At 65.1% G+C, this 24,116-nt stretch carries 25 protein-coding genes, 1 tRNA gene and 1 riboswitch; of the genes, 8 read left to right on the top strand and 18 right to left on the bottom strand.

Translation table 11 applies throughout. The annotated features are described in order from the left end of the window. Positions 1-23 precede the first annotated feature (23 nt). Positions 24-100: riboswitch (SAM riboswitch) on the bottom strand. Between the two features lie 250 nt (positions 101-350). From AAFN89_RS15305 to AAFN89_RS15295, 3 genes are all read right to left on the bottom strand, one after another. Then, complete coding sequence (locus AAFN89_RS15305; protein WP_347539964.1) at positions 351-917, bottom strand: hypothetical protein; 567 nt, start codon at positions 915-917, stop codon at positions 351-353. Next, positions 917-2,185 carry a hypothetical protein gene (locus AAFN89_RS15300; RefSeq protein ID WP_347539963.1) on the bottom strand — a complete coding sequence of 423 codons (1,269 nt, stop codon included), beginning with the start codon at positions 2,183-2,185 and terminating at the stop codon, positions 917-919. The genes AAFN89_RS15305 and AAFN89_RS15300 overlap by 1 nt, the downstream gene beginning before the upstream one ends. Before the next feature lie 167 nt (positions 2,186-2,352). Next, positions 2,353-2,586 carry a zinc-finger domain-containing protein gene (locus tag AAFN89_RS15295; protein WP_347539962.1) on the bottom strand — a complete coding sequence of 78 codons (234 nt, stop codon included), beginning with the start codon at positions 2,584-2,586 and terminating at the stop codon, positions 2,353-2,355. A 109-nt stretch (positions 2,587-2,695) separates the two neighbouring features. Between AAFN89_RS15295 and AAFN89_RS15290 the strand changes: the two genes are divergently transcribed. Next, entirely contained in the window at positions 2,696-3,682 is a 987-nt protein-coding gene (locus tag AAFN89_RS15290) for an ABC transporter ATP-binding protein (protein ID WP_347539961.1), read from the top strand. Beyond that, positions 3,666-4,712 (top strand): alpha/beta fold hydrolase, encoded by a 1,047-nt coding sequence (locus AAFN89_RS15285; protein ID WP_347539960.1) that lies wholly within the window; start codon positions 3,666-3,668, stop codon positions 4,710-4,712. Before AAFN89_RS15290 ends, AAFN89_RS15285 begins: the two co-directional genes overlap by 17 nt. Before the next feature lie 9 nt (positions 4,713-4,721). Here AAFN89_RS15285 and AAFN89_RS15280 read toward each other — a convergent pair whose 3' ends face one another. Further along, positions 4,722-5,144 carry an OsmC family protein gene (locus AAFN89_RS15280; protein WP_347539959.1) on the bottom strand — a complete coding sequence of 141 codons (423 nt, stop codon included), beginning with the start codon at positions 5,142-5,144 and terminating at the stop codon, positions 4,722-4,724. 226 nt (positions 5,145-5,370) lie between these two features. On the opposite strand from AAFN89_RS15280, the gene AAFN89_RS15275 reads away from it, so the two are divergent. Together AAFN89_RS15275 and AAFN89_RS15270 are read left to right on the top strand one after the other, a co-directional pair. Then, positions 5,371-6,762 carry a glycosyltransferase gene (locus tag AAFN89_RS15275; RefSeq protein WP_347539958.1) on the top strand — a complete coding sequence of 464 codons (1,392 nt, stop codon included), beginning with the start codon at positions 5,371-5,373 and terminating at the stop codon, positions 6,760-6,762. A 260-nt stretch (positions 6,763-7,022) separates the two neighbouring features. Continuing rightward, a tRNA-Arg gene (locus AAFN89_RS15270) sits at positions 7,023-7,099 on the top strand. 246 nt (positions 7,100-7,345) lie between these two features. Here the strand turns inward: AAFN89_RS15270 and AAFN89_RS15265 are convergent. Next, entirely contained in the window at positions 7,346-8,194 is an 849-nt protein-coding gene (locus AAFN89_RS15265; protein WP_347539957.1) for a LysR family transcriptional regulator, read from the bottom strand. A 90-nt stretch (positions 8,195-8,284) separates the two neighbouring features. Here AAFN89_RS15265 and AAFN89_RS15260 point away from each other — a divergent pair, with 90 nt between their 5' ends. From AAFN89_RS15260 to AAFN89_RS15250, 3 genes are read left to right on the top strand one after another with little or no spacing between them, the layout of a single operon-like run. Then, the gene (locus AAFN89_RS15260) at positions 8,285-8,662 is read left to right on the top strand and encodes a carboxymuconolactone decarboxylase family protein (RefSeq protein WP_347539956.1); all 378 of its coding nucleotides are present in this window, start codon (positions 8,285-8,287) and stop codon (positions 8,660-8,662) included. Next, a complete protein-coding gene (locus tag AAFN89_RS15255) occupies positions 8,655-9,869 on the top strand; it encodes an alpha/beta fold hydrolase (protein WP_347539955.1) in 1,215 nt (404 codons plus the stop codon). Before AAFN89_RS15260 ends, AAFN89_RS15255 begins: the two co-directional genes overlap by 8 nt. A gap of 3 nt (positions 9,870-9,872) precedes the next feature. Continuing rightward, positions 9,873-10,778, top strand: a complete 906-nt coding sequence (locus tag AAFN89_RS15250) for a LysR substrate-binding domain-containing protein (protein WP_347539953.1) — start codon at positions 9,873-9,875, stop codon at positions 10,776-10,778. Here the strand turns inward: AAFN89_RS15250 and AAFN89_RS15245 are convergent. The 13 genes from AAFN89_RS15245 to AAFN89_RS15185 all read right to left on the bottom strand — a co-directional run bounded on the left by AAFN89_RS15245 (position 10,775) and on the right by AAFN89_RS15185 (position 22,971). After that, positions 10,775-11,005, bottom strand: a complete 231-nt coding sequence (locus AAFN89_RS15245; RefSeq protein ID WP_347539999.1) for a DUF2274 domain-containing protein — start codon at positions 11,003-11,005, stop codon at positions 10,775-10,777. The genes AAFN89_RS15250 and AAFN89_RS15245 overlap by 4 nt on opposite strands. Before the next feature lie 2 nt (positions 11,006-11,007). Further along, complete coding sequence (locus AAFN89_RS15240) at positions 11,008-12,204, bottom strand: TrbI/VirB10 family protein (RefSeq protein ID WP_347539952.1); 1,197 nt, start codon at positions 12,202-12,204, stop codon at positions 11,008-11,010. After that, a complete protein-coding gene (gene trbG / locus AAFN89_RS15235) occupies positions 12,201-13,154 on the bottom strand; it encodes a P-type conjugative transfer protein TrbG (protein ID WP_347539998.1) in 954 nt (317 codons plus the stop codon). The genes AAFN89_RS15240 and trbG overlap by 4 nt, the downstream gene beginning before the upstream one ends. Further along, positions 13,154-13,840 carry a conjugal transfer protein TrbF gene (trbF, locus tag AAFN89_RS15230; protein WP_347539996.1) on the bottom strand — a complete coding sequence of 229 codons (687 nt, stop codon included), beginning with the start codon at positions 13,838-13,840 and terminating at the stop codon, positions 13,154-13,156. The genes trbG and trbF overlap by 1 nt, the downstream gene beginning before the upstream one ends. After that, positions 13,837-15,189, bottom strand: a complete 1,353-nt coding sequence (gene trbL / locus AAFN89_RS15225) for a P-type conjugative transfer protein TrbL (protein ID WP_347539951.1) — start codon at positions 15,187-15,189, stop codon at positions 13,837-13,839. The genes trbF and trbL overlap by 4 nt, the downstream gene beginning before the upstream one ends. Before the next feature lie 4 nt (positions 15,190-15,193). Beyond that, positions 15,194-15,502 (bottom strand): putative entry exclusion protein TrbK-alt, encoded by a 309-nt coding sequence (trbK-alt, locus tag AAFN89_RS15220; RefSeq protein ID WP_347539950.1) that lies wholly within the window; start codon positions 15,500-15,502, stop codon positions 15,194-15,196. A gap of 8 nt (positions 15,503-15,510) precedes the next feature. Next, positions 15,511-16,278: a P-type conjugative transfer protein TrbJ gene (gene trbJ, locus AAFN89_RS15215; protein WP_347539949.1), complete on the bottom strand. Its 768-nt coding sequence runs from the start codon at positions 16,276-16,278 to the stop codon at positions 15,511-15,513. Continuing rightward, positions 16,275-18,713, bottom strand: a complete 2,439-nt coding sequence (gene trbE, locus AAFN89_RS15210; protein WP_347539948.1) for a conjugal transfer protein TrbE — start codon at positions 18,711-18,713, stop codon at positions 16,275-16,277. The genes trbJ and trbE overlap by 4 nt, the downstream gene beginning before the upstream one ends. An 18-nt stretch (positions 18,714-18,731) precedes the next feature. After that, entirely contained in the window at positions 18,732-19,010 is a 279-nt protein-coding gene (locus tag AAFN89_RS15205; RefSeq protein ID WP_347539947.1) for a VirB3 family type IV secretion system protein, read from the bottom strand. Then, a complete protein-coding gene (locus AAFN89_RS15200; protein ID WP_347539946.1) occupies positions 19,010-19,342 on the bottom strand; it encodes a TrbC/VirB2 family protein in 333 nt (110 codons plus the stop codon). Before AAFN89_RS15200 ends, AAFN89_RS15205 begins: the two co-directional genes overlap by 1 nt. Then, positions 19,339-20,349: a P-type conjugative transfer ATPase TrbB gene (trbB, locus tag AAFN89_RS15195; protein WP_347539945.1), complete on the bottom strand. Its 1,011-nt coding sequence runs from the start codon at positions 20,347-20,349 to the stop codon at positions 19,339-19,341. Before trbB ends, AAFN89_RS15200 begins: the two co-directional genes overlap by 4 nt. Before the next feature lie 174 nt (positions 20,350-20,523). Beyond that, positions 20,524-20,970: a ribbon-helix-helix protein, CopG family gene (locus AAFN89_RS15190; protein WP_347539943.1), complete on the bottom strand. Its 447-nt coding sequence runs from the start codon at positions 20,968-20,970 to the stop codon at positions 20,524-20,526. Positions 20,971-20,979: 9 nt separating this feature from the next. Continuing rightward, the gene (locus AAFN89_RS15185; RefSeq protein WP_347539942.1) at positions 20,980-22,971 is read right to left on the bottom strand and encodes a conjugal transfer protein TraG; all 1,992 of its coding nucleotides are present in this window, start codon (positions 22,969-22,971) and stop codon (positions 20,980-20,982) included. Positions 22,972-23,232: 261 nt separating this feature from the next. Here AAFN89_RS15185 and AAFN89_RS15180 point away from each other — a divergent pair, with 261 nt between their 5' ends. Further along, positions 23,233-24,057, top strand: coding sequence for an arginase family protein (locus AAFN89_RS15180; RefSeq protein ID WP_347539941.1), 825 nt, complete (start codon positions 23,233-23,235; stop codon positions 24,055-24,057). Positions 24,058-24,116 lie beyond the last annotated feature (59 nt).

The raw sequence follows: 24,116 nt of genomic DNA, 5'->3' as shown, positions 1-24,116 counted from the left end.
GGGTTCGGCCGACCGGAGGCTGAGCGTGCTGGCGCCCGACCTTTTAGCGGTTTTTAACGTGGTCGCAAGCCGGTCGGCTCAAATCTCCACGGAGGACGCGCAATTTCCGACAATGGCGGCGGTTCGTCAAGCCGCACAGTCATGCGGGAGTCCTGCAGGCTCGGCCGCCGGCGAAGGACCGGGCGCGGCCTTGGCCCTGGTCGACACCTAAGAGAAAAAGTCATTCCGGACTTGATCCGGAATCCATGGGCCCTTGCCGCCTCACCGACGGCGAAGAACCGGGTGCGGTCCGGGCCTTAATCGACGCTGCATGGATGCTGGATCAAGTTCTGCATGACCAAACAGAAGAGTCACGCGGGCTCCATCGCCGGAAGTTCGAACCGCTCGGCGAAGGCCCGGTGTCTGTCGACGGGCGGTTTTCCCTCCTTCTGGACATAGAGCGGTATGGTCTTGCCTCCCTGTGGATGGGTCAGTTCCACCACGTGGTAGGTGATCGTCACCGAGGCGCGGTCCTGGTGCCTGTGGGTTATCTTCTGCACCCGCAGAGTCACGCCGCGATAGTTCGCGATCGGTTCCTGCCAGTCGTCGCGTCCGAAAAGCGTCTGGGTCTTCACGATGATCATGCTGCCGGTGATGAGGAAGGATTTCGCGAACCGGAAACTGAAAATCCCCCGGATCAGGAACACCAAGCCGACCAGCCCTCCGACGACGGGGAACAGGATCCTGAAGAAAGGATCATCCATCATCCGATAAGCGACGATGGCGACCGCGATGGCGGCAGGACCGAGGAGAAGGCCGAGCCATACCTGGAGGCGCGGCGTCTTGTAATCGAAGGCCAGGATGGCCGCCGAGGGATCGAGCGCCGGCCTCAGCGCCAGTGCGCCGCCGGGGTTGGTGGCGGTTTTGATCAGCCCCATCAGGCCGCCCCGCCGCGCGCCAGCTCATGCCGCAGGAAATCCCGGACCCATTCCAGCTTCCCCTGGTCGAACTGCCTCCCGGCGAAGACCAGCCGGTCGCTGTCGTTCTCGATGATGACCTGCCAGACATAGGCCGTTTGCCTGTCGCCATTGGAAGTCCTGATATGGGTCATGCGCTGGTCGACGCGGATCTGCTCGATCGCGCCGCGATCCATGCTCCGTTCCGTCGGCCTCTCCAGCGGCCTCGCCCTGACCAGTTTGGTGACGGTACGCTCTATCCAGGCCGAAAGCGCCGATCCTTTGGCGTATTTCACCCATACGCTGGACGCGTCGAGGCCAAGGACGGTTTCGCTATCCTCCTTGCCGCCCCTGAAGAGCCGTTGGAGACCAAGCATCATCAACACGAAGATGGAGCACATCCCGAAGACGAGGATGCCCATATAGGGTTGAAGCAGGAAGACACCGCCGCCGAAAACAAACGGGAGCGCCAGCCAGAACAGCCATGTGAACGACCTGCCGGCGGCGCCTTGGCCGACGACGATGTGAATGGCGTCGCCGTTCCGGGTCACGGTGACGCCGGAGGGCGCGGGACCCGGATCGATCGGCGGGGAGCACGTGATCCCGCCATCGCCCTCATCCTCCGCGGCAATGGGGCTGATCGGCCGATCGAGCGCATCCGTCCCGCGCGCGACGAACCCGCCCGCGTCCGGCTGGAGCGCGGGCAGATCGAAGCGCAGGGCGAACGCTTCCTGGATATCGCGTGGAGATTCGCTCTGATCCGCCACGTAGAGGGGCGTTATCCGGCCGGGATCGTCATGGGCCAGTTCGATGATCTGATAGGTATTGGAGGTGGACGTCTTGCCGACGCTGCTGTCGGCCACCTGCCGCTCCCGCAGCAGCACGCCGCGATAGTTGGCGATCGGCTCCTGCCAGTCATTGCGACCCAGGAAGGTCCGGCTCTTCACGATCACCATGTTGTCGGTGATGAGGAGGGATTTCTCGAACCTGCTCTCGGCCAGGCCGCGAACCAGATTCAGCAGGGCGAACAGGCCGAACCCGCCGGCTGCAAGGGTGACTATTCCGCCCGGGGACAAGTAGATGACGATGGCGGCGATCGCCAGGACCGCGCCGCCGACCATCATGCGCAGCTTCCACAGGCCCTCCGCCGGCTTGTGGTCCAGGGACAGCACCGTCGCCGACGGATCGAGCGCCGGTTTCATTCCCAGCCAGTCGCCCGGATCCAGAAGGGATCTGATCGCAGCAATCATCGGCCCCGCGCCCCCCAGCTCGTTCCGAAGGGGCAATGATAGCGTCACTTGACGCCCGACGCGACACTTTCCGCGCGTACCGCCGTCCGCGCGACCACCGGCGGTAGCTCTTCCCGGACAAAAAACCCGGCCGCCGCCGGGGCTTTCGCCCTTTCAGGCTTCAGGCCTCAATGGGCGGCGGTTCCCGCCCCGCGCTTGACGAACCGGCGGCCGCAATAGCCGCAATCGAGTTGGGTGAGGGTCCCGAAATTATAATAGACCATGGGATGGCCCAACGCGCCGCCCCCGCCGTCGCAGCCGACGGTTTCGGTGTCGTCGTCGATTTCGATCATTTCCGCCGGGATGGGGGAGGTTGCGGGCTTCATCGCCACTGTCGCCTTCATGCTGAACGGGAGAGCCATGGGGCCGGCCCTCCGATTGACCGCTGGAACCGCCGGATGATACCCATGGCGGTCCAGCAATCAACCGATTGGTCGCGCCAGCGGCCTTACGTAGCAGCGGATACCCGTCATGGCCGCCCTCCCAGCCGCGGAACGATCCCCCTCGCCCGACAGCCTTCCCGCCAATGCCGTGGAGGTTCGGGGGCTTGAGAAGATCTACAAGCCCAGTGGCAAGGGCTTAGCCAAGCGTGCGCTGAAGGGCATCGACCTGGAGATCCCGCGCGGCTCGCTGTTCGGGCTCCTGGGCCCGAACGGGGCGGGCAAGTCGACCCTGATCAACATCCTGGCCGGGCTGGTGAACAAGTCCGGCGGGAAGGCCGCCATCTGGGGCTACGATATCGATCGGCAGACCCGGCAGGCGCGCTCGGCCATCGGCGTCGTGCCGCAGGAGCTGAACATCGATCCCTTCTTCACGCCGGCGGAGCTGCTGGACCTCCAGGCCGGGCTTTATGGCGTGCCGAAGGGAGAGCGGATCACCGAACAGCTTCTGGACGCGGTCGGCCTGCTGGACAAGAAGGAGGCCTATGCGCGCTCCCTCTCCGGCGGCATGCGCCGGCGGCTGATGGTCGCCAAGGCGATGGTGCATTCCCCGCCCGTGCTGGTGCTGGACGAGCCGACGGCCGGCGTCGACGTGGAGCTGCGCCAGCAGCTCTGGGCCCACGTCCGCGCGCTGAACGCCGCCGGCACGACAGTCCTCCTGACCACACATTACCTTGAGGAGGCGGAGGAGTTGTGCGATCGCATCGCGATCATCAATCATGGCGCGGTGGTGGCCTGCGACACGACGCGGAACCTGCTGGGCCGGCTGGACAGCAAGACGCTGATCGTGGAACTGACCGATCCGCTGGATGGGATTCCGGAACCGATGGGGCAGTTCCAGGTCGACCTGCCGCATCCCCACAGGCTGGTGGTTCGTTACAGGCCGAGCGAGACGCGGCTGGGCGACGTGCTGAACGTGATGAACGATTGTGGGCTTAGGATCACCGACCTCTCGACGGAGGAGACCGATCTGGAGGACATCTTCCTGCAGCTCACCCGCGATGGCGGCGACGATTAGGCGGGCGGCCGGGCTTTTGCCGCTACCGGGCCTGGCGCTGCTGGGCCTGGCGCTGCTGCTTCTCCTCGGCGGCTGCGCCAGCCTCTCCCAGCCGATGGGCCCGGCGACCGTCGCCCCCCGCATCGGGGAGGAGGCGCTGGTCGCCGCGGACGGTTATCGCCTGCCGCTGACCGTGTGGCGTCCGGAAGGCGAGCCCCGGGCCGTCATCCTGGCGCTGCACGGCTTCAACGATTATGCCCATTCCTTCGATATGCCGGCGACATGGTGGGCGGGAAACGGCATCCTGACCTACGCCTACGACCAGCGCGGCTTCGGCAGAGCCGCCGGCGCCGGGATCTGGGCGGGATCGGAAACGCTGATCCGGGACGCCCGCATGGCGGCGGCGCTGCTTCGCGCGCGCCATCCGGATCTGCCCTTCTACCTGCTGGGGGAAAGTATGGGAGGGGCCATCGCCATCGCGCTGATGGCGTCGCCGGACCCGCCGGAGGTCGATGGGACCATCCTGGTCGCGCCGGCCATCTGGGGGCGGGAGGTCATGCCCTTCTACCAGCGCTGGTCGCTGGATGTTGCCGTGGCGCTGGCGCCGGGCCTGACGGTGACGGGCGAAGGGCTGGACATCGTGCCGTCCGACAATATCGAGATGCTGATCGGCCTTTCGACGGACCCGCTGGTGCTGAAGGCCAACCGGATCGACACGCTGGACGGGCTGGTCGACCTAATGAGCCTCGGCTACCGGTCGGTCGACGGAGTCGAAGGGCCCACCCTCTTCCTCTACGGCCGTAAGGAGGAGGTTCTGCCCATCGTCCAGGTGCGGGAAACGCTGGCGGCGCTGCCGCCCGATCCGGACCGCACGATCGCCTTCTACGGGAACGGCTATCACATGCTGCTGCGCGATCTGGAGCGGCGGATTCCCCAGGAGGACATCCTGGCCTGGATCGAGGACCGCCGCGCGCCGTTGCCGTCCGTCGCCGACCAGGCCGCGGCGCAATGGCTGGCCAATGAGAGGGTGGCCGGCCGGCCCGGCTCCTGACCGGCTTTCTCAGGCGGCGGTATCCACCAGCTCGACCTCATGGGTGATCTTCGCCATCGCGCCCAGCATGACGGAGGCGGAGCAGTATTTCTCCGCCGACAGCGCGACCGCGCGATCGACCTTGGCGCGATCCAGCCCCCGGCCGGAGACGATGTAGCGGACGCGGATATCGGTGAAGATCTTGGGGTCGGTTTCGGCGCGGTCGGCCTCGACCTCCACCACGCAATCCTCCACCGGCTCCCGCCCGCGCTTCAGGATCAGCACGACATCGAAGGCGGTGCAGCCGCCCATGCCCAGCAACAGCATCTCCATCGGCCGGACGCCCAGATCCCGCCCGCCGGATTCCGGGGACCCGTCCATCACCACCGCATGGCCGCTGCCGGACTCCCCGACAAACGTCATCCCCTCAACCCACTTCACCCGCGCCTTCATGATCCATATTTCCCATGATTGATTTGCGAAGGAAGCTATGACCGGGGGTGGCAGACCGCAAGGTAAGGATGAGGTGGACAAGCGTTCCTGAAATTGTCCATCCTCGGGGCCGCGGTAGGTTCACCGACTTTCTTCCGACTCGTGCCGATTCGCGACCAAATCATCAGATAATGTCTGTTGACACGACGCGGTTGTGAGGCCCGCCCTTTGTACAGAGATTTTGGTTATGAAGATAATTCATATGGTTGCGGGCAATGAAATTGGCGGAGCGGAAACATTTTGCCTTGATGCTATAAAAGCCCTTCACGAAGCTGGTATAGAGCAGAGAGTCATATGCAGGCCTCATAGAAACTATATTGAAGTTTTTGAAAATAGATCGATAAAATTCGACATTTTACATTATAATAAATTTGAAAAATTTGGCAAAGCATCAAAAGTTATCGGGGAGGCGATTTCAGAATTTAAACCAGATCTCATCCATTCATGGATGAGTCGTGCTTCATCGTTCGTGCCGAAGAATATTCCGGTGCCCGTTCTTGGGTGGTTCGGAGGATACTATGACCTCAAGCGGTATCGTAATTGCGACTATTTCGGTGGCGTTACGAAAGATATCGTGAGGCACATTATCGAACGAAGCAGCAAACCTCACCGCGCTTACCTTCTGCATACTTTCGGCACTCTGGAGGACAACCCCCCGGTTGATCGACGGACGCTTTCAACGCCGGAACAGGCGCCGGTGGCGTTGCTGCTCTCCAGGATGCATAAAAAGAAGGGCGTCGATACGCTGCTTCATGCTGCCTCGCGGTTGAAGGACGTTTATTTCTGGCTCGCCGGGGACGGGCCGGAAATCGAAAAATACAAGGATCTGGCGAGGCGGCTTAACCTGGGTGACAGGGTCAGATTTCTCGGCTGGCGCACCGATCGCGCCGCATTGTTGAAGGCGGCCGATATCTGTGTGCTGCCGTCCAGATACGAACCCTTCGGCACCGTGATTGCAGAGGCATGGGCCAGCGGTGTTCCGCTGGTCGCCACGAGGGCGGCAGGAGCCCGCCAATATGTCACCCATGAGCATGACGGCCTCCTGTGCGATATTGACGATGTTGACGGCCTCACGCGCCAGATTGGCATCGCGGCGACGGATGACGGCGTCCGGCGAAAGCTGATGGAGAACGGCCGAAATACCTATAGGGCGTTCTTCAGCAGGGAAAAAGTGGTGGATGCGTTCATCGAGACTTACGAGCGGATCATGGAGGTTGGCAAAGGAGTCGAAACTTCCGTGAATGTCGCTGAAATTGATGATGATACCGACGTAAAACGCAGGGTCGACAACGCATCCAGAAGTTGCTTCGGCGGCCTACCCGACGTTGCTGTCGATAAATCATGCCTCGCCGGATTGGCTCAATTGAAGGGGCCGGATCCCGCCGGCATGGACGCATGCGTGGACGCGGCTTTTCTTCAGGCCTCGGGACTCCACGATTTCATTCGGTCGAAATCTCGGGTGGAGGTTTGGCGGCGTCCGGAGCTCGACACGGCGATCAGGAACGCTTGCGACTCTCTTCAACATGACGAAGCCTATCGGAACTTCGTCAGCGCATACTCGGAGGCCTCTCGACAATAGCGATTACAGACCGATTCGGTGAATCCGGGTTTGCATCGGCAGGGCTTTGCGCTAATGTCCCGCCCGCCTCGCCGGCCAGGCTGGAGGCAAGGCAAGGACCCGTAGCTCAGCTGGATAGAGCGCTGCCCTCCGAAGGCTCGTGTCAAGGTGGTCAGCGTACGTCTTAAGGAATAAACAGGCATAGGAAACAACATCTTACGCGAAGGCAATCCGGCCCTTCACTCTCGCGGAAATCCCGCGTAAGCACAGCGTAAGCAGATGCACCCGTAGCTCAGCTGGATAGAGCGTCGCCCTCCGAAGGCGAAGGCCACAGGTTCGAATCCTGTCGGGTGCGCCATTTTCTCTGATTTCTGCGTAAGTTTAGCCCCGCTTGGATGAGCGGGCCCCGTTGAGCTTCTGGTTGCCGTCGCCGTTGCGGCAGTGGCTCAATCGACACTCTTAAGAACGTCCCGAAAATCTCGGGCGCAGAGTCCGTTGTTCGCTGCCGGAATGAGCGAGCAGCCCTTTCAGGGGCTCCTCATTGAGCCTTCATCGCTGTTTTTAGGTCGCTTGCGGCCAACTCCGGACATGTGCACGTGTCCACTCAATACATGGGAGCCAGCCTGTCGGCGCTTTTCTCGATCAGGACGGCGATCTCCTCATACACGAGGCGCACCCGCTCTGCCGTCGCGTCAGTGGCGTGTGCGACGAGCCAGAGAGACTCAACCGGTGACGGCGATGTCTCGACCCTGACCAGTCCCTCGCCGAGAAAACACGGCAGGACGCCAATGCCCAGGCCGGCGCGGATCGCGGCGTGTTGGGCGGCGAGCGTGTTGAGGATGATGTCTGGCTTGCGCGCGGTGATCCGAAGAAGCCACCGCGCTGCCGGCAGGTCGAAAGCGTCGGCCCAGCCGACGAGCCGCGCACGTTCCAGGTCGGCCGCGACGTCGGGCGCGGCATACAGGCCGTGTGCCATCCGGCCCACCTGGCGGACGGTCAGCGCACCCTGTTCGGGGCGAACCAGCCGAAGCGCGAGGTCGACCTCGCCTCGTGCTATACCAACGGTGGCGATACCGGTCACCAATTCCAGTTTAAGCGCGGGATGACGATCGAGGAGCAGGCGGAGGCCAGGCAGCAGGATGTGCGTGGCGAGCGTCTCCGGTGCCGCGAGGCGCACTGTCCCGGCTGCCTCCACGGTGCGCGCCGTCGCGTTGCTGCGTAGCCGCGCCATCGCTTCCTCGACCCGCTCCGCGTCGCCGAGCATAGACTGGCCATCGGCAGTCAGCCGGTAGCCGCCCGAATGGCGCACGAACAGCGGCGCGCCGATGCTCGCCTCCAGGGCCGCAATCCGCCGCCCGACCGTCTGAGCGCTGACGCCGAGCGCGCGGGCGCCGCCGCTGAGCCCGCCGGTGCGGGCAACGGCGGAAAAATAACGAAGATCATCCCAATCCATCGCTTTCCATAAATGGAAAGCCGTCTTCCGTCATCAACTGTTCCTGGAAGCTTCTCACATCGCCATCTTTGTTGTCGAAAGGAGACTTCCATGACCAACGATCGTTTCGAACGCGGCAAAGCCCGCCTGGCAGAGATTGACGGCACTGCCGGCGAGGCGGTGATCGCCAGCCTCGCGGACCTTGCTCCCGACCTCGGCCGCTACATCATCGAATTCGGCTTCGGCGACGTGTACAGCCGTCCAGGCCTGGACCTGAAGACGCGCGAATTGGCGACGGTCGCCGCGCTGACGGTCATGGGGAATGCCCGACCACAACTGGAAGTGCATCTCGCCGCCGCGCTTAATGTTGGCGCGACGCGCGAGGAGATCGTCGAGACAATCATCCAGATGGCGCTCTATGCGGGCTTTCCCGCCGCGCTGAACGCGATCACGGCGCTCCGAGCCGTATTGGAGGCGCGCCATGACTGAGCCAGGCAACGCAGTGCAGCGCTATTTCGCAGCCTTCGGAGCGAGCGATATCGATGCCGCGATGGCGTGCGTCCACTCTGACGCCATCTGGCATGTCGATGGCGATCCGGCGGTCGGCACGGTCGGGATCATCCGGGGGCGTGAGGCGGTACGGAGATGGCTGAAGCGCTTTCCCGACAGCTTCCGCCCGCTGGCCTTCTCGGTGGAGCGGATGATCGCCGACGGCGCAGATGTAATCGCGCTCGGTCGCTTCCGTCACCGCGTCGTGCCGACCCGCGCGATCGTCGACAGCGACTTTGCGATCCGCTTCACAATCCGTGACGGACTGATCGCTCGCTACCAGATCTTCGAGGATTCGTTTCTGATCGGACGCGCGTTAGCGGACGGTACGGCGTCGCGAAGCGCGGCGATCAACGGCACCGTCTATGGCTGGGACGATGTCGGACAGGGGCCACCCGTGCTCTTTCTCCACGGCCTGTTCCTTGACCGTAGCTTCTGGGCGAAGCAGGTTCGGGCGCTGAGCGACACGCGACGGTGCGTCACGCTCGACATGCCGGGACACGGCGCGTCCGGCTGGCGCGACGGTCTGGACCTCGACGGCATAGCCGAGGACATCGCACTATGGATCATCGAGCATGGCGCCGAACGTGCTACGATTGTCGGGCACAGCCAGGGAGGGATGATCGCGATGCGGATCGCCGCGCGCCATCCCGCACTCGTTGAGCGACTGGTGTTGGTGAACACAAGCGCGCGTGCCGAGTATCCCGACAGGCTCGATACGTGGCGCGAACGCCGAGCGGAGCTTCTCGCCGGTGAGGCCGAGCGGGCGTCGGCGTTCTCGACGGTTCAGAACCTGACGACTGCCAGTAGCTGGCTGGCGGAACACCCGGTCGAAGTCGCCGCCGAACACGCAACTATGATGCGGCATGACCCGGACTTGCTGGCTCGGGCGCTCGACGCAGCGGTTCTCGAGCGCGCCGATATTCGCTCGCTACTTGCGTCTATCGAAGCGGACGCCATCGTGCTGTCCGGAGGACTCGACGAGGCGACCCCCTCCGAGCTAGGCGAAGAGATCGCTGCCGCCTTGCCTCGCGCTCGACATGAGGTCGTGCCAGACGCCGCGCATCACCTTCCGGCAGAGGCAGCCGCCACAATGAATCGAGCGATCGATGGAACGCTTGGGCATGAGGCTTGCGCGTCGCGCTGACGCATGGAACTCGCTGACCTCCGCTCGTTCATCGATGTGGCCGAGGCGCTCAACATTCGTCGAGCCGCGTTGGCGGCGGGGGTTGAACCTTCCACGATCAGCCGTCGTATCGCGAAGATCGAGGGCGAGCTGGGAGTTTCGATCTTCGAGCGGCATAGCGCGGGCGTCAGGCTGACGCGGGCGGGCCGGGACTTTTTCCATACGACGTCCAGCGTGCTGCATGACTTGGAGTTTGGCGCGCGCCGTGCTCGCGCTGCGGCACGCGGAGCAAACGGATATTTGCGAATTGGCATCTTCGCATCGATTGCCGGTGGTTTCGGCCACGAGGCGCTGAGATTGTTCCGTGCGCAGTATCCCGACGTCGAGGTCGAGATTGCCGAAGGAGAACCACGTGCGCTCCTACGTCAGCTTCGCGAGCGCGAACTCGACATCGCGTTTGTGACCGGGCAGCATGATTTTGTGGATCTCGACAGCGAGGTGATGTGGTCGGAGTCCGTCGTTCTGGCGATCGCGCGCGACCACCGCGTTGCGACGAAGGAGCGACTTCGATGGTCCGATTTACGAGGCGAGCGCTTCATCGTCAGCCTCCAGGAACCCGGTCCCGAGATCTACGACTGGCTGACCGCCAGGCTAGGCGGGCTCGGCGAGACGACGGACATCGTGCGTTGTCCCGTAGCCCGAGAGACCTTGTTCGTGAAGGTCGCGCTCGGCCTTGGCTTGAGTGTCGTTAGCGAAGCCGGTGCCGCCGTGATCTATCCGAATGTCGTGTTCAAGCCGATCGGCGACCCACAGGATGTCCTGCCCTTCTCGGCCGTCTGGGCTCCCTACACTGACAATCCCGCGCTTCGCCGTTTTCTGTCGATGATGAGGGCCCTGGCATCTCAGCGTCCTCCCCCGCCGCTGGACTAGGTCGACTCGCCTCGCGCGTTTCTCGCCTTCGAAAACGCCCGGTCCGTCGCCATGAACCGCTCCAGCATCGGGGCGATCAGCCGGGACGGCTCGCCCACCGGCTGAGATGTTTCCCGTCCCAGCACCTCGGCATAGGCAATAAGGTCACGATGCACCGAGGCGGGCAGGTCTACGGTCAGCCTCACAGGCTTGTCGTCAACAAGCACTCCGAGTTTGAGCTTCGCCATCATCAGCCTCCGAAGGGTTCGAGCACGAGGTCGCGGGTCACGATCACCCGGACTGGAAACCCTGGCCGGATGGTGAGGGTCGGTTCGACGTTGAGCTGACGCTCGACGATGGCCTGACCCGCATCATTGACGGTGTCCTGCGCGCCGTCGCGGATGGCGCCGAGCAAGCGCTGCTCGTCATTGATCGCCAGCTCAGAGCCGATGCCGAGGAGCGTCGATAGCGACGCCGCTTTGGCGAGATCCCACCAATGATAGTCGACGCCGTCCTCAAGGCCTGCGAAGCCCTGCGCGTCCGCGCCAGGCTGCCGCTCCAGCACGATCGAATGCCCATTGGGCAGGATCAGCCTATTCCAGACGAGGAGCACCCGGCGCTGACCGAAGGCGACGCCGCTGTCGTATTGGCCGATCAGGCGCGTTCCCTGCGGCACGAGAAGGTAGCGGCCGGTGGGGCTGTCGTAGATGTGCTGGGTCACCTGGGCGATGATCTGGCCGGGGAGATCGGAACGGATGCCGGTGATCAGCGCCGCCGGTATGACGGCTCCGGCCTGCAGGACGTAGGGGCTCGCCGTCGGAGCGAGCCGGTCGGTCGATACGGTGCGCCGATCCACGGCACCGTTGAGGAAACCGGCGTGACGATCCTGTGCACCAGGCGGCGTTGCCCCGCCCAGCCCCTGGAGGCCGATCGGACCGCCTGCGGTCTGACCGGCGAGCGAGACGCCGGGCGCGGCCGACTGCGTCCCGGCACTGAAGAACAGCTCGCTGGTGCGCGCGGCCTCGATCTCCTGAAGACGGCGCTGCTCTTCGGGGTCGGGGCCCGGCATCGGTTGCGCTGGGACGGGCCGGCCCTCCTCGCGCGCCCGCACGATCGGTCGGCCGAGATCGCCGGGAAGCGCCGGCCCGAGCTGCGGCACGTTCGCATAGTCGGACGGCAGGCGGCGCAGACCATCCGCCGTCGGCTGGTTGTCGGTGGTGATCAGTTCAGCCGGAGCATCGCCATCGCCACTTCCTTGCAGGCCGAAAATCAGCGCTCCGCCGATGCCGAGCCCGGCGACCACTCCAAGACCGGCTAGAACCTTGCGCGACAGGCGGGTGACACGCGGCGGGGCGGGACGCAGACGCAGTGCGTCGGCAGACGCGGATGGCTGAACCTCCCGCGCCGCTTCTTCTTCGCGGCCGTCATTTGTCGGTGTGTCGCTCATCGCGGCGGTCTCCCATCGGCTCGAATAATCCGCACCCGTTCCTGGTCCTCAGCCCCGAGCCGCAGCTCGGCGGCTGCGAACAGCCGGTCGACGATCAGGATGTTCTGATGAATGCGGGTGTTGACCAGCTCCGGCTCGCCGTTCGAGCCGATGACGAAGAGCGGCGGCATCTCGCCCTGGACGATACCGCGCGGGAACTCGACATAGACTCGCCGGCCATCGTCGTAGACCGAGACCGGCCGCCAGGCCGGACGATCACCGCTCAAGGCATATCGGTGGTTCCGTTGCACGGCGGGCGGAATGACGGGCGCCGCTGGCACCAAAGCCGTGCGCGTCGTCCGGCTCTCCGGATAGGACCAGGCGACGGACGGCATGTAGGGGGTCTCGCCCGAGCGAAGCTCGACGAGGTAGGTCCGGCGATCGGTGTTGATGACGAGGTTGGTCTCGATGTCCGCACGCGTCGGTTTCACCAGGACATGAACGCGGCTTGTGCCGCCAGCGCCGCTGGTCGTATCGCCGATGATCCAACGGGCCGTGTCACCGGCGGCGATCGGCCCCGCCCCCGTCAAGCTCTCGCCCGGCTCGAGCGCGATGCTGGTGATCTGGCCGGGCGCCGCATAGACCTGATAGAGCGCGCCCTCGCTGTAGGGATAGATTTGGATAGCGTTGTAGTAGCCATCGCGCCGCGGCTCGACGCGCGCCGCCGCGTTGGCGTTCTGAACACGCGCCGTCGGCTGCCGAGCGGCCGTTCCCCCCCTGCTCGGCGTCCAAGCCGGCGGGATGTGTAGCGGCCGTGGTCGTTCCTCGACCAAGGGAGCCGGCGGCGCCGGGAGCGACGGAACCGTGCTGTCATAGCTGATCTCCGGCGGTTTGACCGTGGCGCAGCCGGCAAGCGCGGTCGCGGTGACGACAAGCACAGGCAAGGCCGAGGAAAAGAACCTGCGCGTCATCATCCGAGCTCCCGTGACCAGTTGATGGCGTCGACGAAGATGCCGAGCGGGTTCTTGCGCAGCCGTTCGGCGTCGCGCGGCGGCTGCACCGCGACGGTCAGAATGGCGGTCCAGCGATCGGTGCCGGCGAGACTGCCGTCCTGATAGCGCCGTTCGGTCCACGCCACCCGGAAGCTGCTCGGCGAGGCGCGGATGACGCTCGACACCTCGACCGAGATCTGCACTTGCCCGACGCGTGAGAAGGGGTCGTTGGCGCGGGCGTATTCGTTCAGCGCCACGGCGCCTCTTGTCGTCGTGAAGTCATAGGCGCGCAGCCAGTTCTGCCGGACGATGATGGGATCGGCCGGGATCGAACGGACCTGCTCGATAAACCGGCCGAGATGGAAGGCGACCTGCGGATCTGTCGGCCGATAGGCGGCGACTGCGGGCTCGACGGCCTGGGCCTGGCCCAACTGGTCGACCTGCACGACCCAGGGGACAATGGTGCCGCGCGCCGACTGCCAAACCAGCGCGCCAGCAAACCCTCCGGCGAGCAGGAGCGAGCCGAACGCGGCGAGCCGCCAGTTCTTCGCCTGGACGCGGGCCGAGCCGATGCGGTCATCCCAAATCTGGGCGGCTTTCTGATAGGGCGTCTCCGGCTCGGGGGTCTTGCCGTAGTGGGTCGAGGGTCGTTTGAACATGATCAGCGGTCGCTTTCGGAGAGGTTGACGGAGGAGCCGCCGCCATGGGCGTCGCCGGAGCGGACGGCATGGCCGACGGCGGTCGCGCCATGGCTGAGGGATTGGGAGCGCTTCATGCGCCGGGCCCAAGCGGGCGGAGTGTCGGGAGACGGCGGACCGGCCGCCTCGGCGGCTCCGCCACCGATGGAGCCCATGCTAGATGTGCCGCCGGTCGCCTCGAACGCGGCTTTGCCGCCGGCGTTGAAGCTGTCCTTGACGCTGCCGGTTGCACTGGAAGCGGCGCGGCGGAGCGGTGACATCGCGGCGCTGCCACCGGCACGAGCGACGCCGCCGAGGCCAGATGCCACGCCCGCGCCGCCGGATTGTCCGGCCGAGGCGAGGCTGTAGGCGGTCGATGCGCCACCGGCCATGGCCGCGCCGCCCCGCACGGCCGCCGCTCCACCGGAAAGCGCCGCTGCTCCACCCCTCGCGGCGAGACCCGCAGCGGCTCCGCCGGCGATCATCATGCCGCCCGCGGCCATACCGGTGCCGACGGCCGCACCGGCGCTGAGCTGCGGACCACCGGAGACGATGCCGCTGGCGATACCGGGGCCGAAGATGCCGAGGCCGAGCAGAGAGAGAGCGGCGAGCACGATCGCCATTGCGTCATCGATCGTCGGCTCCTGGCCGCCGAAGCCGGCGGTGAACTCGCCAAAAAGGGTCGAGCCGATGCCGATGATGACGGCAAGGACCATCACCTTGATGCCCGACGAGATGACGTTTCCGAGCACGCGCTCCGCCATGAAGGCGGATTTGCCGAAGAGGCCGAAGGGGATCAGCACGAAGCCGGCGAGCGTGGTCAGCTTGAACTCGATCAGGGTGACGAAGAGCTGGACGGCGAGAATGAAGAAGGCGAGCAGCACCAGCGCCCAGGCGAGAAACAGGCAGGCGATCTGGATGAAGTTCTCGAAGAACGAGATGTAGCCCATCAGGTCGGAGATCGATTCCAGCAGCGGCCTTCCGGCGTCGAGCCCGGTCTGGGCGACACGTCCGGGCCGCATAAGATCGGCGGTGGTGAAGCCCGTGCCGCTCGCCTGGAGGCCGAGCCCGGCGAAGCTCTCGAAGATGATCTGGGCGAGGTTGTTCCAGTTGCCGATGATGTAGGCGAAGACACCGACGAACAGGGTCTTCTTGACCAGCCGGGCGATGATGTCGTCGTCGGCGCCCCAGGCCCAGAACAGCGCGGCGAGCGTCACGTCGATGACGATAAGGGTGGTCGCGATGAAGGCGACCTCACTGCTCAGCAGGCCGAAGCCGCTGTCGATGTAGCGGGTAAAGACCTCGAGAAAGCGGTCGATGACGCCGGTGCCTTCCATCGGATCAACGAGCCTCCGTCACGGGCACGGCCGAGACGTCCGACGAGCGGCCAGCCCCGGGGGCGTCGAGGCCGAGGAAGCGACGGCGGTTGTCCGCCCAGGCGCGAAGGCAGGCTTGGTCGCTGGTCGCCGCTTCGCCGAGTTGCTGGCACCGGGTCAGCTCCGTGGGGAGATGACCAGGATCGTCGGTCGCAGCGACCGCCGGCACGGCCGCTGGCCCTTCCTCTTCGCGGGTCATCTCGATCGCCGTCGCGGTGAGCGCGAAGGCGACGAAGACCACGGCGCCGATCCGCGCGAGCATCCTTCCGTCCATGGCGGTTCTCAGTTTCCGTTCGGGAACATGCGGGCGCTGCCCGGCTGGTAGCCGGAGCCCGGCGTCAGGAAACGACGGCGCTGCTCGCGGCCCTGTTCGGCGGCGGCGGACCGCTCGGCGGCGGTAAGGGCGTCGGCCCGACCGTTGGCCGCGACGACGGCGGTGAGGTCGGCGAGCTGCTGTGCCTGGAGGGCCAGGAGCTGGTTGCCGGCCTGGGTCGCCTGGAGCGCGCCGGATGCTCCTTGGCTCCGGCCGACCAGCGCCGACATCTCGGCGCGGTTGGTGTCGATGTTGCCGACGACGCCGGCCTGGACCCGCATCGCGTCCTGAAGCCCGCCTACCGTGTTCTGCCAGCGCTCGCGCGCACCGGCGACGAGCTCGCGATCGGAAGCCGAGATCGAGGCGTTGCCGTAGGTGGACTGGAACGCCCGATCGACCTGCTGGACGTCGAAGGCGATGTTCTGCGCTTCGGTCAAAAGCGCCTGCGTCCGCTGCACCGACTGCTGGATCTGCTGAAGCGAGGAGTGCGGCAGGCTCGCGAGGTTGCGCGCCTGGTTGATCAGCGACTGAGCCTCGTTCTGGAGAGAGGTGATCTGGTTGTTGACCTGCTGCAGGGCGCGCGCCGCTTGAAGCACGTTCTGGGCATAGTTCGTCGGGTCATAGACGACCCACTGCGCCGAAGCCGGCGCGACCATCACCGGCGACAGGCTGAGCGGAAGGGCGAGGACGGCGCCCGCGAGCAGCACGGCGCGCGAGCAGGAACGACGGTCGGTCATGACGGGGTCTCCAGGTTGGTGAGGTCGGGAATGAGGTCGGCGGCCCAGGCGACGCCGCGCGCGCGAAGCCAGGCGGCGAGGAATTCGTCGCGGCCGTGTTCGGACAGCAACCGCTCAATCGCGGCCTGGTCGGTCTTCGAGGATGTGGCGCACAGTGCGAGCGCGACTTCGCCGAGGCCGAGCTCGAACAGGCGGTTGCCGCGCCTCGACTGGCAGTAATAGTCCCGCTTCGGTGTCGCCCTGGCTAGGATCTCGATCTGCCGGTCGTTGAGCCCGAAACGCCGATAGATGGCGGTGATCTGCGGCTCGATCGCCCGTTCGTTCGGGAGCAGCAGCCGCGTCTGGCAGCTTTCGATAATGGCTGGCGCGATCGCCGAGCTGTCGATGTCGGAGAGCGACTGGGTCGCGAACACGACCGAAGCGTTCTTCTTCCGCAGCGTCTTCAACCACTCGCGAAGCTGGCCGGCGAAGCCGTCGTCGTCGAGCGCAAGCCAGCCCTCATCGACGATGAGCAGGGTCGGCCGGCCATCGAGGCGGTCCTCGATGCGGTGGAACAGGTAGGCGAGCACAGCAGGCGCCGCGCCGGTGCCGATCAGGCCCTCGGTCTCGAACACTTGGACCGATGCCGCGCCGAGCTGTTCCGCTTCGGAATCGAGCAGCCGGCCATAAGGCCCGCCGACGCAATAAGGCTTGAGTGCCTGCTTTAAGGCCGAGGATTGCAGGAGGACGGAAAGGCCGGTGAGCGTGCGTTCCGCCATGGGGGCCGACGCCAGCGAGGTAAGCGCCGACCAGAGCAGTTCCTTCACGTCCGGCGTGATGGTGATGCCCTCGCGCATGAGGATGGCGACGATCCAGTCGGCGGCCCAGGCGCGCTCGGGCGTCTCATGGATCCGAGCGAGCGGCTGAAGCGAGACCGATGCGGCCGCGCCGTCGGTGAGTTCGCCGCCGAGATCGTGCCAGTCGCCGACCATGGCGAGTGCCGCCGCGCGGATCGAGCCGCCGAAGTCGAAGGCGAAGACCTGAGACCTCTCGTAGCGGCGAAACTGCAAGGCCATCAGCGTCAGCAGCACTGACTTGCCGGCGCCGGTCGGGCCGACCACGAGGGTGTGACCGACATCGCCGACATGGAGGGCGAACCGGAACGGGGTCGAGCCTTCGGTCCGGCCGAAGAGCAAGGGAGGAGCTGCAAAATGCTCGTCGCGTTCCGGCCCGGCCCACACCGCCGAGAGCGGAATCATGTGGGCGAGATTGAGGGTGGAGACCGGTGGCTGCCGGACATTCGCGTAGACATGCCCGGGCAGAGAGCCAAGCCAGGCGTCGGCGGCATTGATGGACTCGGTCATCGTGGTGAAGTCGCGGCCCTGGATCACCTTCTCGACCAACCGCAGCTTCTCGTCGGCGATCGCCGGGTTCTCGTCCCAGACGCAGACGGTCGCGGTGACATAGGCCTGGCCGATCAGGTCGGAGCCGAGTTCCTGAAGCGCTAGGTCGGCGTCGGCGGCCTTGTTGGCGGCATCGCTATCGACCAGCGCGGACGCTTCGTTGGTCATCACCTCCTTGAGGATGGAGGCGATCGACTTCCTCTTGGCGAACCACTGCCGCCGGATCTTGGTCAGCAGCCGCGTCGCCTCGGTCTTGTCGAGCATCACGGCCCGCGTCGACCAGCGGTACGGGAAGGCGAGCCGGTTCAGCTCGTCCAAAATCCCTGGCGTCGTCGCCGTCGGGAACCCGACGATGGTGAGGATCCGCAGATGCGCGTTGCCCAATCGTGGTTCGAGCCCGCCGGTCAGCGGCTGGTCCGCGAGCAGCGCGTCGAGATACATCGGCGTCTCGGGGACGCGGACGCGGTGCCGCTTGGTCGAGACGGTCGAATGCAGGTAGGTCAGCGTCTCGGCGTCATCGAGCCAGACGCATTCGGGCATGAAGCCCTCGATGAGCTGGAGAAGCCGGTCCGTCCGGTCGACGAAGCCGCGCAGGATCTCGCCCGCATCGAAGCCACCCTGCGCCTTGCCCTCGTAGAGCCAGCTCTCGGCGCGCGCGACGTCCTCGGCCGGCGGCAGATAGAGAAGGGTGAGGAAGTAGCTCGACTCGAAATGCGCGCCTTCCTCCTCGAAATCGGCTTTGCGCTCCGCGTCGATCAGGGCTGACGCAGCCTCTGGGAACATGCTGGCCGGATAGGCTCCGGCGCGATGGCGCTGGGCTTCGACGAAGATGGCCCATCCGGAGCCGAGGCGGCGGAATGCGTTGTTGAGGCGGCCGGCGACACCGACGAGTTCGGCGGGCACGGCGCTGTCGAGGTCGGGGCCACGGAAGCGGGCGGTGCGCTGGAACGAGCCGTCCTTGTTCAGGACGACGCCTTGGCCGGCGAGCGCGACCCAGGGCAGGAAGTCCGCGAGGCGGGTGGAGGTGCGGCGGTATTCCGCAAGGTTCATCATGATGCGGTTCTTCCCGGGTCAGACGTTCAGATGACCGGGGATGCGCAGATGCCGGCGCACGACATCGACGAACAGCGGATCGCGCTTGGCCGCCCAGACCGCCGCGAAATGGCCAATCGCCCAGAGCGCCAGGCCGACCAGCCAGAGGCGCAGGCCAAGGCCGAGGGCCGCCGCCAGCGTCCCGTTGAGGATGGCGATCGAACGCGGCGCGCCGCCGAGCAGGATCGGCTCGGTCAAGGCTCGATGGACGGGCGCGAAGAATCCACCGACCGGCGCTTCGGAGGCGAAGTCCGCCATCAGACGAGCGCCCCGCCGCCGAACGAGAAGAACGACAGGAAGAAGGAGCTCGCCGCGAAGGCGATCGACAGCCCGAACACGATCTGGATGAGCTTTCGCGCACCGCCGCTGCTGTCGCCGAAGGCGAGTGTCAGGCCGGTGATGATGATGATCATCACCGCGATGATCTTGGCCACCGGGCCCTCGATCGATTCGAGGATCGACTGGAGCGGCGCCTCCCACGGCATCGACGAGCCCGCGGCCTGGGCAGCGGGAGACAGCGACAGGCTGACGAAGGTTGCAAGGGCGGCCGTCGCGATGTGGCGACGGAGGCGTGAAGCGTGTTGGATCATGACGGGTCTCCATTGAGGGGCTGATTGTCGGAAAGGGTGGCGCCGGGCGTCGCGGCCGGGCCGACGCGGTAGTCGCCGGAGGCTCCCAGGCCCTCGACAGCGGCGAGATCGACGAGGCGGCGCTGCGATCCCCGACCGGCCAGGACCGCGACGACGTCGATGGTCTCGGCGATCAGCGCGCGGGGCACGTTGACCACGGCTTCCTGGATGAGCTGTTCGAGGCGGCGCAGCGCGCCGATGGCGGAACCTGCGTGTATGGTGCCAATGCCGCCGGGATGGCCGGTTCCCCACGCCTTCAAGAGATCCAGGGCTTCGCTGCCGCGCACCTCGCCGATCGGAATACGGTCGGGGCGCAGGCGGAGCGAGGAGCGAACAAGTTCGGAGAGCGAGGCGACGCCGTCCTTGGTGCGAAGCGCAACGAGGTTCGGCGCGGCGCATTGCAGCTCGCGCGTATCCTCGATCAGCACCACGCGGTCGGTGGTCTTGGCGACCTCGGCCAGGAGCGCGTTGGTCAGCGTGGTCTTGCCGGTCGAGGTGCCACCGGCGACGAGGATGTTCTTGCGCGCCACGACTGCGGACTGCAGCATCTCGGCCTGGCAGGCCTTCATGATGCCGGCGGCGACATAGTCGTCGAGGGTGAACACCGCGACGGCGGGTTTGCGGATCGCGAAGGCCGGCGCGGACACCACCGGCGGCAGGAGGCCTTCGAACCGCTCCCCCGTCTCGGGCAGCTCCGCAGACACCCGCGGCGACCCCGGATGGACCTCCGCGCCGACATGGTGCGCGACCAGCCGGACGATGCGCTCGCCATCGGCGGGCGACAGCCGCTCACCCGTATCGGAAAGCCCCTTGGACAAGCGGTCGATCCAGAGCCGCCCATCGGGGTTGAGCATCACCTCGACGATCTGCCGATCCTCCAGGAACCCGGCGATGGCGGGACCGAGCGCCGTGCGCAACATGCGCGCGCCGCGTGAGATCGCCTCGGATTGCTGGTGAGAAGCCGCCATGTCGTCCCCGTCCTTTGCGGGACCGCGCGAAGGGCGGCCCTGGATCGGGGTTGATTAGAAGGGGCAGGAAATGGGGCCTGACAACAAGTTCAAGAGGGTCGTCGCACCGTGGCGTACAAATAGAAGGAAAGGGCGAAACGTCTGACTTTTTCCAATCGATCTCATCAAGGCCGTTCAGTTGTTCCTGCGCGAATCATCGGGTTCTTCGCTGGATGAAACGCCGCCGATGTCGTCGGGAATCTCCCGGAGGAAGCTTTGACCTTTCTGCAGGCGCCGGCCGAGCGCTTCGATGAACCCGTCGAACCGCTCGCGTCCCTTGATCTGTGCGGCACCCTGGGCGTCGTTCGGCAGGGGCGGCGTGATGGTCAGCCAGAATCGGACGAACAGCGCCAGCGTTTCCGCCGTGACGCCAAGATCGCGCTCCATGCGCTGCACCTGCCGCGAGAGCCGATCGAGGCGACGGGTGAACGCCGCCTCGCGTCGGTCCGCGCCATCAGGTGACAGGAAGGACGCTACCGCCGCCTCGACAATTGCCGAGCGGGACAGCTTCTTGCGATCGGCAAGCTCGACGATCTGTTTCAGCATCTCAGGTGGAAAATAGACGTTCATCCGGTCGCGCATGGTTCAGCCTCACATTTCGATGCCGTCGTTGGGGTCGAGCGCGACCTGGCGCGCAACGCCGCGCATCTGCTGGCGCAGGATGCTGTTCTGCCTGGCGGCGTCCTCAGGCTCGTTGTCATCCATGATGGCGAACTCCTCCTGCCGCTTTGGCTCGCTGGTCTCCCTAACGATGGCGACGTGAGCCGGCAGCTCGGGTTCGCGGCGCAGACCGCTATTGGCCGCATCTCGTCCGGCATTCTCGGTCTCGGAGAGAAGCGTCGGCGAAGGTTCCTGCGGGGCGAGTGATGACCAGTTGTCCGCGCGCGCCGATCGACCGCGCTTCCCCGAATCGGCAGGTGGCAAGATGCGCTCGTTCAGCCGCCCATCTTCGTAGTAGCGGGCCTTTTTCGCGCGGATCGGCGGCGTACCGGCCACCATGACGATCTCATCGGTTGGCGGGAGCTGCATCACCTCGCCCGGCGTGAGCAGGGCCCGCGCCGTTTCCGAGCGCGACACCATGAGGTGGCCGAGCCAAGGCGACAGCCGGTGCCCGGCATAGTTCTTCATCGCCTTCATTTCGGTGGCGGTGCCCAGCGCGTCCGATACACGCTTGGCGGTCCTCTCGTCGTTGGTCGCGAAGCTCACGCGGACATGGCAGTTGTCGAGGATCGAGTTGTTCGCGCCGTAGGCTTTCTCGATCTGATTGAGCGATTGCGCGATCAGAAATGCCTTGAGGCCGTATCCCGCCATGAAGGCCAAGGCGCTCTCGAAGAAATCGAGGCGACCGAGTGCGGGGAATTCGTCGAGCATCATCAGGACGCGGTGCCGACGGTCCTTCGCATGAAGATCTTCAGTCAGGCGTCGACCGATCTGGTTGAGCACAAGGCGGATGAGCGGCTTCGTGCGTGCGATGTCCGAAGGCGGCACGACGAGGTAGAGCGTCGCCGGCTTGGAGGCTGCGATGAGGTCGGCGATCCGCCAGTCGCAGCATCGCGTCACCTCGGCGACGACGGGATCTCGATAGAGGCCGAGGAACGACATTGCGGTGGAGAGCACACCCGACCGCTCGTTGTCGGATTTGTTCAATAGCTCGCGCGCCGTGGAGGCCACCACGGGATGCGGTCCGGCTTCTCCGAGATGCGGCGTCGCCATCATCGCCGCGAGCGTGGTCTCGATCGGCCGCTTGGGATCCGACAAGAACCCGGCGACGCCGGCGAGCGTCTTGTCGGTCTCGGCGTAGAGAACATGCAGGATCGCGCCGACGAGGAGCGAGTGGCTGGTCTTCTCCCAATGATTCCGCTTTTCGAGTGATCCCTCGGGATCGACCAGGACGTCGGCGACATTCTGGACGTCGCGCACTTCCCACTCGCCACGCCGCACCTCCAGCAGGGGATTATAAGCGGACGACTTCGTGTTCGTCGGATCGAACAACAGCACGCGTCCGTGCCTGGCGCGAAAGCCGGCCGTGAGCTGCCAGTTCTCGCCCTTAATGTCGTGGACAATTGCCGAACCCGGCCAAGTCAGCAGCGTCGGCACGACGAGGCCGACGCCTTTGCCGCTCCGCGTTGGCGCAAAGCACAGCACATGCTCCGGGCCGTCGTGTCGGAGATAATCGCGATCGAGCTTGCCGAGCACCACGCCATCGGGGCCGAGCAGACCAGCGGACTTGATCTCGTTCGGCTTCGCCCAACGCGCCGAGCCATAGGTCTCGACGTTCTTGGCCTCGCGCGCCCGCCAGACCGACATGCCGATCGCCACGGCAATGGAAAGGAAGCCGCCGGACGCGGCAATGATGCCGCCGCGGTTGAAAGTTCCCGGCGCGTAGGCCTCGTAAGAATACCACCACCAGAAGAACGCCGGTGGATGGTAGAATGGGACCCCCGCCAGCTCGAACCAGGGCGCACCGAGCTGAGGCTGGAAGCCTAGCTTCCATGCCGTCCATTGCGTAGCGGCCCAGGTCGTGGCGAGCACGATCAGGACGATAATGGTGATCTGGCCCCAGAGGATTTTTGTGGCGGACAAGTCATGCCTCCTCGACAACAAGTGTCGTCAAGGTCGGTCGCAGGGGTCGAGATTTACAAGGCGCTGCCGCCTTATGTCGTAGCTTCGGCGACGCTAGAGAGAAAACACAGGGGATGGCGAATGAGGGGGCGACGGCTGTTTGCGACCCTTGTAAGGCGTTCCCAACCACTGCCGCGTTTGCCGAGAGCTGACGAAGTTTGAGTCGGAGATCGTTAGCTGCGTATCTGAGCAGGAGGAACACGCCAGAGGGGGAACTTGGTAATGAAGGCGGCGTACACCGTATTCCATGCTCGGGCAGGAGATCATAACGATCTTGCAATGCCCGGTGCTGCTGCGATCGGTAACGCGCTGCTGGGCCAGACTGGCATCGCACCGACGACGATCGGCAATTTCGAACCTGCATTGAATAAGGGGTGGCGGGAGGAGCTTGAGGCGGCCATGCCGGCGCTGCGTCTTATGCAAGACAGGCTCGAATCCGTGTTTGCAGAAGGCTCAGCATCCGTTGCTGCCACCAGCCGCTGCGCTGTTTCTCTGGCAACCCTTCCAGTCGTGATCAAGCACCATCCGAGTGCATGTGTCGTCTGGTTCGACGCCCATGCTGATCTGAACACTCCGGGATCAACGACAACCGGCTATCTCGGTGGATTAGTGCTTGCTGGAGCCGCGGGCCTTTGGAACTCCGACCTTGGCGCAGGTCTTTCGTTGAACTCACTGATCCTCGTCGGGCAGCGCGACCTTGATCCATTTGAACAAGAGCTGATCGAGCAGTTCGCCATTCCACACATAAGGCCGACGGACGACCTGCCAGCAGCGCTCCGGCAAGCTATTTCCGGTCGTCCGATTTACATTCACCTCGACTGCGACGTTCTCGAACCCGGGATCGTGCCCACCGACTATTGCCATGAAGGCGGCCTGACATTGGACGATCTATTGGTTTGCTCCCAGGAGATCGCAGAGCATCGCGTGGTCGGGATCGAAATCGCAGAATTTCAGAATGCATGGGACCAATCTGGGGGATCCGTATCGCCTGGCCCCCTTCTCCAAGCGATAGATCCAATTCTGGCATTGTTTAGATCGAGAACGTAGCCTTCATGGCCGGCCTCGTATCCCGTTAGAGATTCGGCGATAATCAACGAGGCTGATAA

Source organism: Inquilinus sp. CAU 1745 (genome assembly GCF_039839375.1).
Lineage (GTDB): Bacteria > Pseudomonadota > Alphaproteobacteria > DSM-16000 > Inquilinaceae > JBDOQU01.
This window is presented reverse-complemented; position numbering and strand designations above follow the sequence as displayed.

Bases quoted from the DNA above. Each gene is read 5' to 3' on its own strand.
- AAFN89_RS15285 (WP_347539960.1), top strand. From the start codon at position 3,666: ATGGCGGCGACGATTAGGCGGGCGGCCGGGCTTTTGCCGCTACCGGGC.
- AAFN89_RS15295 (WP_347539962.1), bottom strand. From the start codon at position 2,586: ATGGCTCTCCCGTTCAGCATGAAGGCGACAGTGGCGATGAAGCCCGCA.
- AAFN89_RS15205 (WP_347539947.1), bottom strand. From the start codon at position 19,010: ATGGCGGACTTCGCCTCCGAAGCGCCGGTCGGTGGATTCTTCGCGCCC.
- trbG (WP_347539998.1), bottom strand. From the start codon at position 13,154: ATGACGCGCAGGTTCTTTTCCTCGGCCTTGCCTGTGCTTGTCGTCACC.
- AAFN89_RS15290 (WP_347539961.1), top strand. From the start codon at position 2,696: ATGGCCGCCCTCCCAGCCGCGGAACGATCCCCCTCGCCCGACAGCCTT.
- AAFN89_RS15245 (WP_347539999.1), bottom strand. From the start codon at position 11,005: ATGGCGAAGCTCAAACTCGGAGTGCTTGTTGACGACAAGCCTGTGAGG.
- trbE (WP_347539948.1), bottom strand. From the start codon at position 18,713: ATGATGAACCTTGCGGAATACCGCCGCACCTCCACCCGCCTCGCGGAC.
- AAFN89_RS15280 (WP_347539959.1), bottom strand. From the start codon at position 5,144: ATGAAGGCGCGGGTGAAGTGGGTTGAGGGGATGACGTTTGTCGGGGAG.
- trbB (WP_347539945.1), bottom strand. From the start codon at position 20,349: ATGGCGGCTTCTCACCAGCAATCCGAGGCGATCTCACGCGGCGCGCGC.
- AAFN89_RS15300 (WP_347539963.1), bottom strand. From the start codon at position 2,185: ATGATTGCTGCGATCAGATCCCTTCTGGATCCGGGCGACTGGCTGGGA.
- AAFN89_RS15240 (WP_347539952.1), bottom strand. From the start codon at position 12,204: ATGAGCGACACACCGACAAATGACGGCCGCGAAGAAGAAGCGGCGCGG.
- trbJ (WP_347539949.1), bottom strand. From the start codon at position 16,278: ATGACCGACCGTCGTTCCTGCTCGCGCGCCGTGCTGCTCGCGGGCGCC.
- AAFN89_RS15255 (WP_347539955.1), top strand. From the start codon at position 8,655: ATGACTGAGCCAGGCAACGCAGTGCAGCGCTATTTCGCAGCCTTCGGA.
- AAFN89_RS15180 (WP_347539941.1), top strand. From the start codon at position 23,233: ATGAAGGCGGCGTACACCGTATTCCATGCTCGGGCAGGAGATCATAAC.
- AAFN89_RS15305 (WP_347539964.1), bottom strand. From the start codon at position 917: ATGGGGCTGATCAAAACCGCCACCAACCCCGGCGGCGCACTGGCGCTG.
- AAFN89_RS15200 (WP_347539946.1), bottom strand. From the start codon at position 19,342: ATGATCCAACACGCTTCACGCCTCCGTCGCCACATCGCGACGGCCGCC.
- AAFN89_RS15250 (WP_347539953.1), top strand. From the start codon at position 9,873: ATGGAACTCGCTGACCTCCGCTCGTTCATCGATGTGGCCGAGGCGCTC.
- trbL (WP_347539951.1), bottom strand. From the start codon at position 15,189: ATGGAAGGCACCGGCGTCATCGACCGCTTTCTCGAGGTCTTTACCCGC.
- AAFN89_RS15275 (WP_347539958.1), top strand. From the start codon at position 5,371: ATGAAGATAATTCATATGGTTGCGGGCAATGAAATTGGCGGAGCGGAA.
- AAFN89_RS15265 (WP_347539957.1), bottom strand. From the start codon at position 8,194: ATGGATTGGGATGATCTTCGTTATTTTTCCGCCGTTGCCCGCACCGGC.
- AAFN89_RS15190 (WP_347539943.1), bottom strand. From the start codon at position 20,970: ATGCGCGACCGGATGAACGTCTATTTTCCACCTGAGATGCTGAAACAG.
- AAFN89_RS15260 (WP_347539956.1), top strand. From the start codon at position 8,285: ATGACCAACGATCGTTTCGAACGCGGCAAAGCCCGCCTGGCAGAGATT.
- trbK-alt (WP_347539950.1), bottom strand. From the start codon at position 15,502: ATGGACGGAAGGATGCTCGCGCGGATCGGCGCCGTGGTCTTCGTCGCC.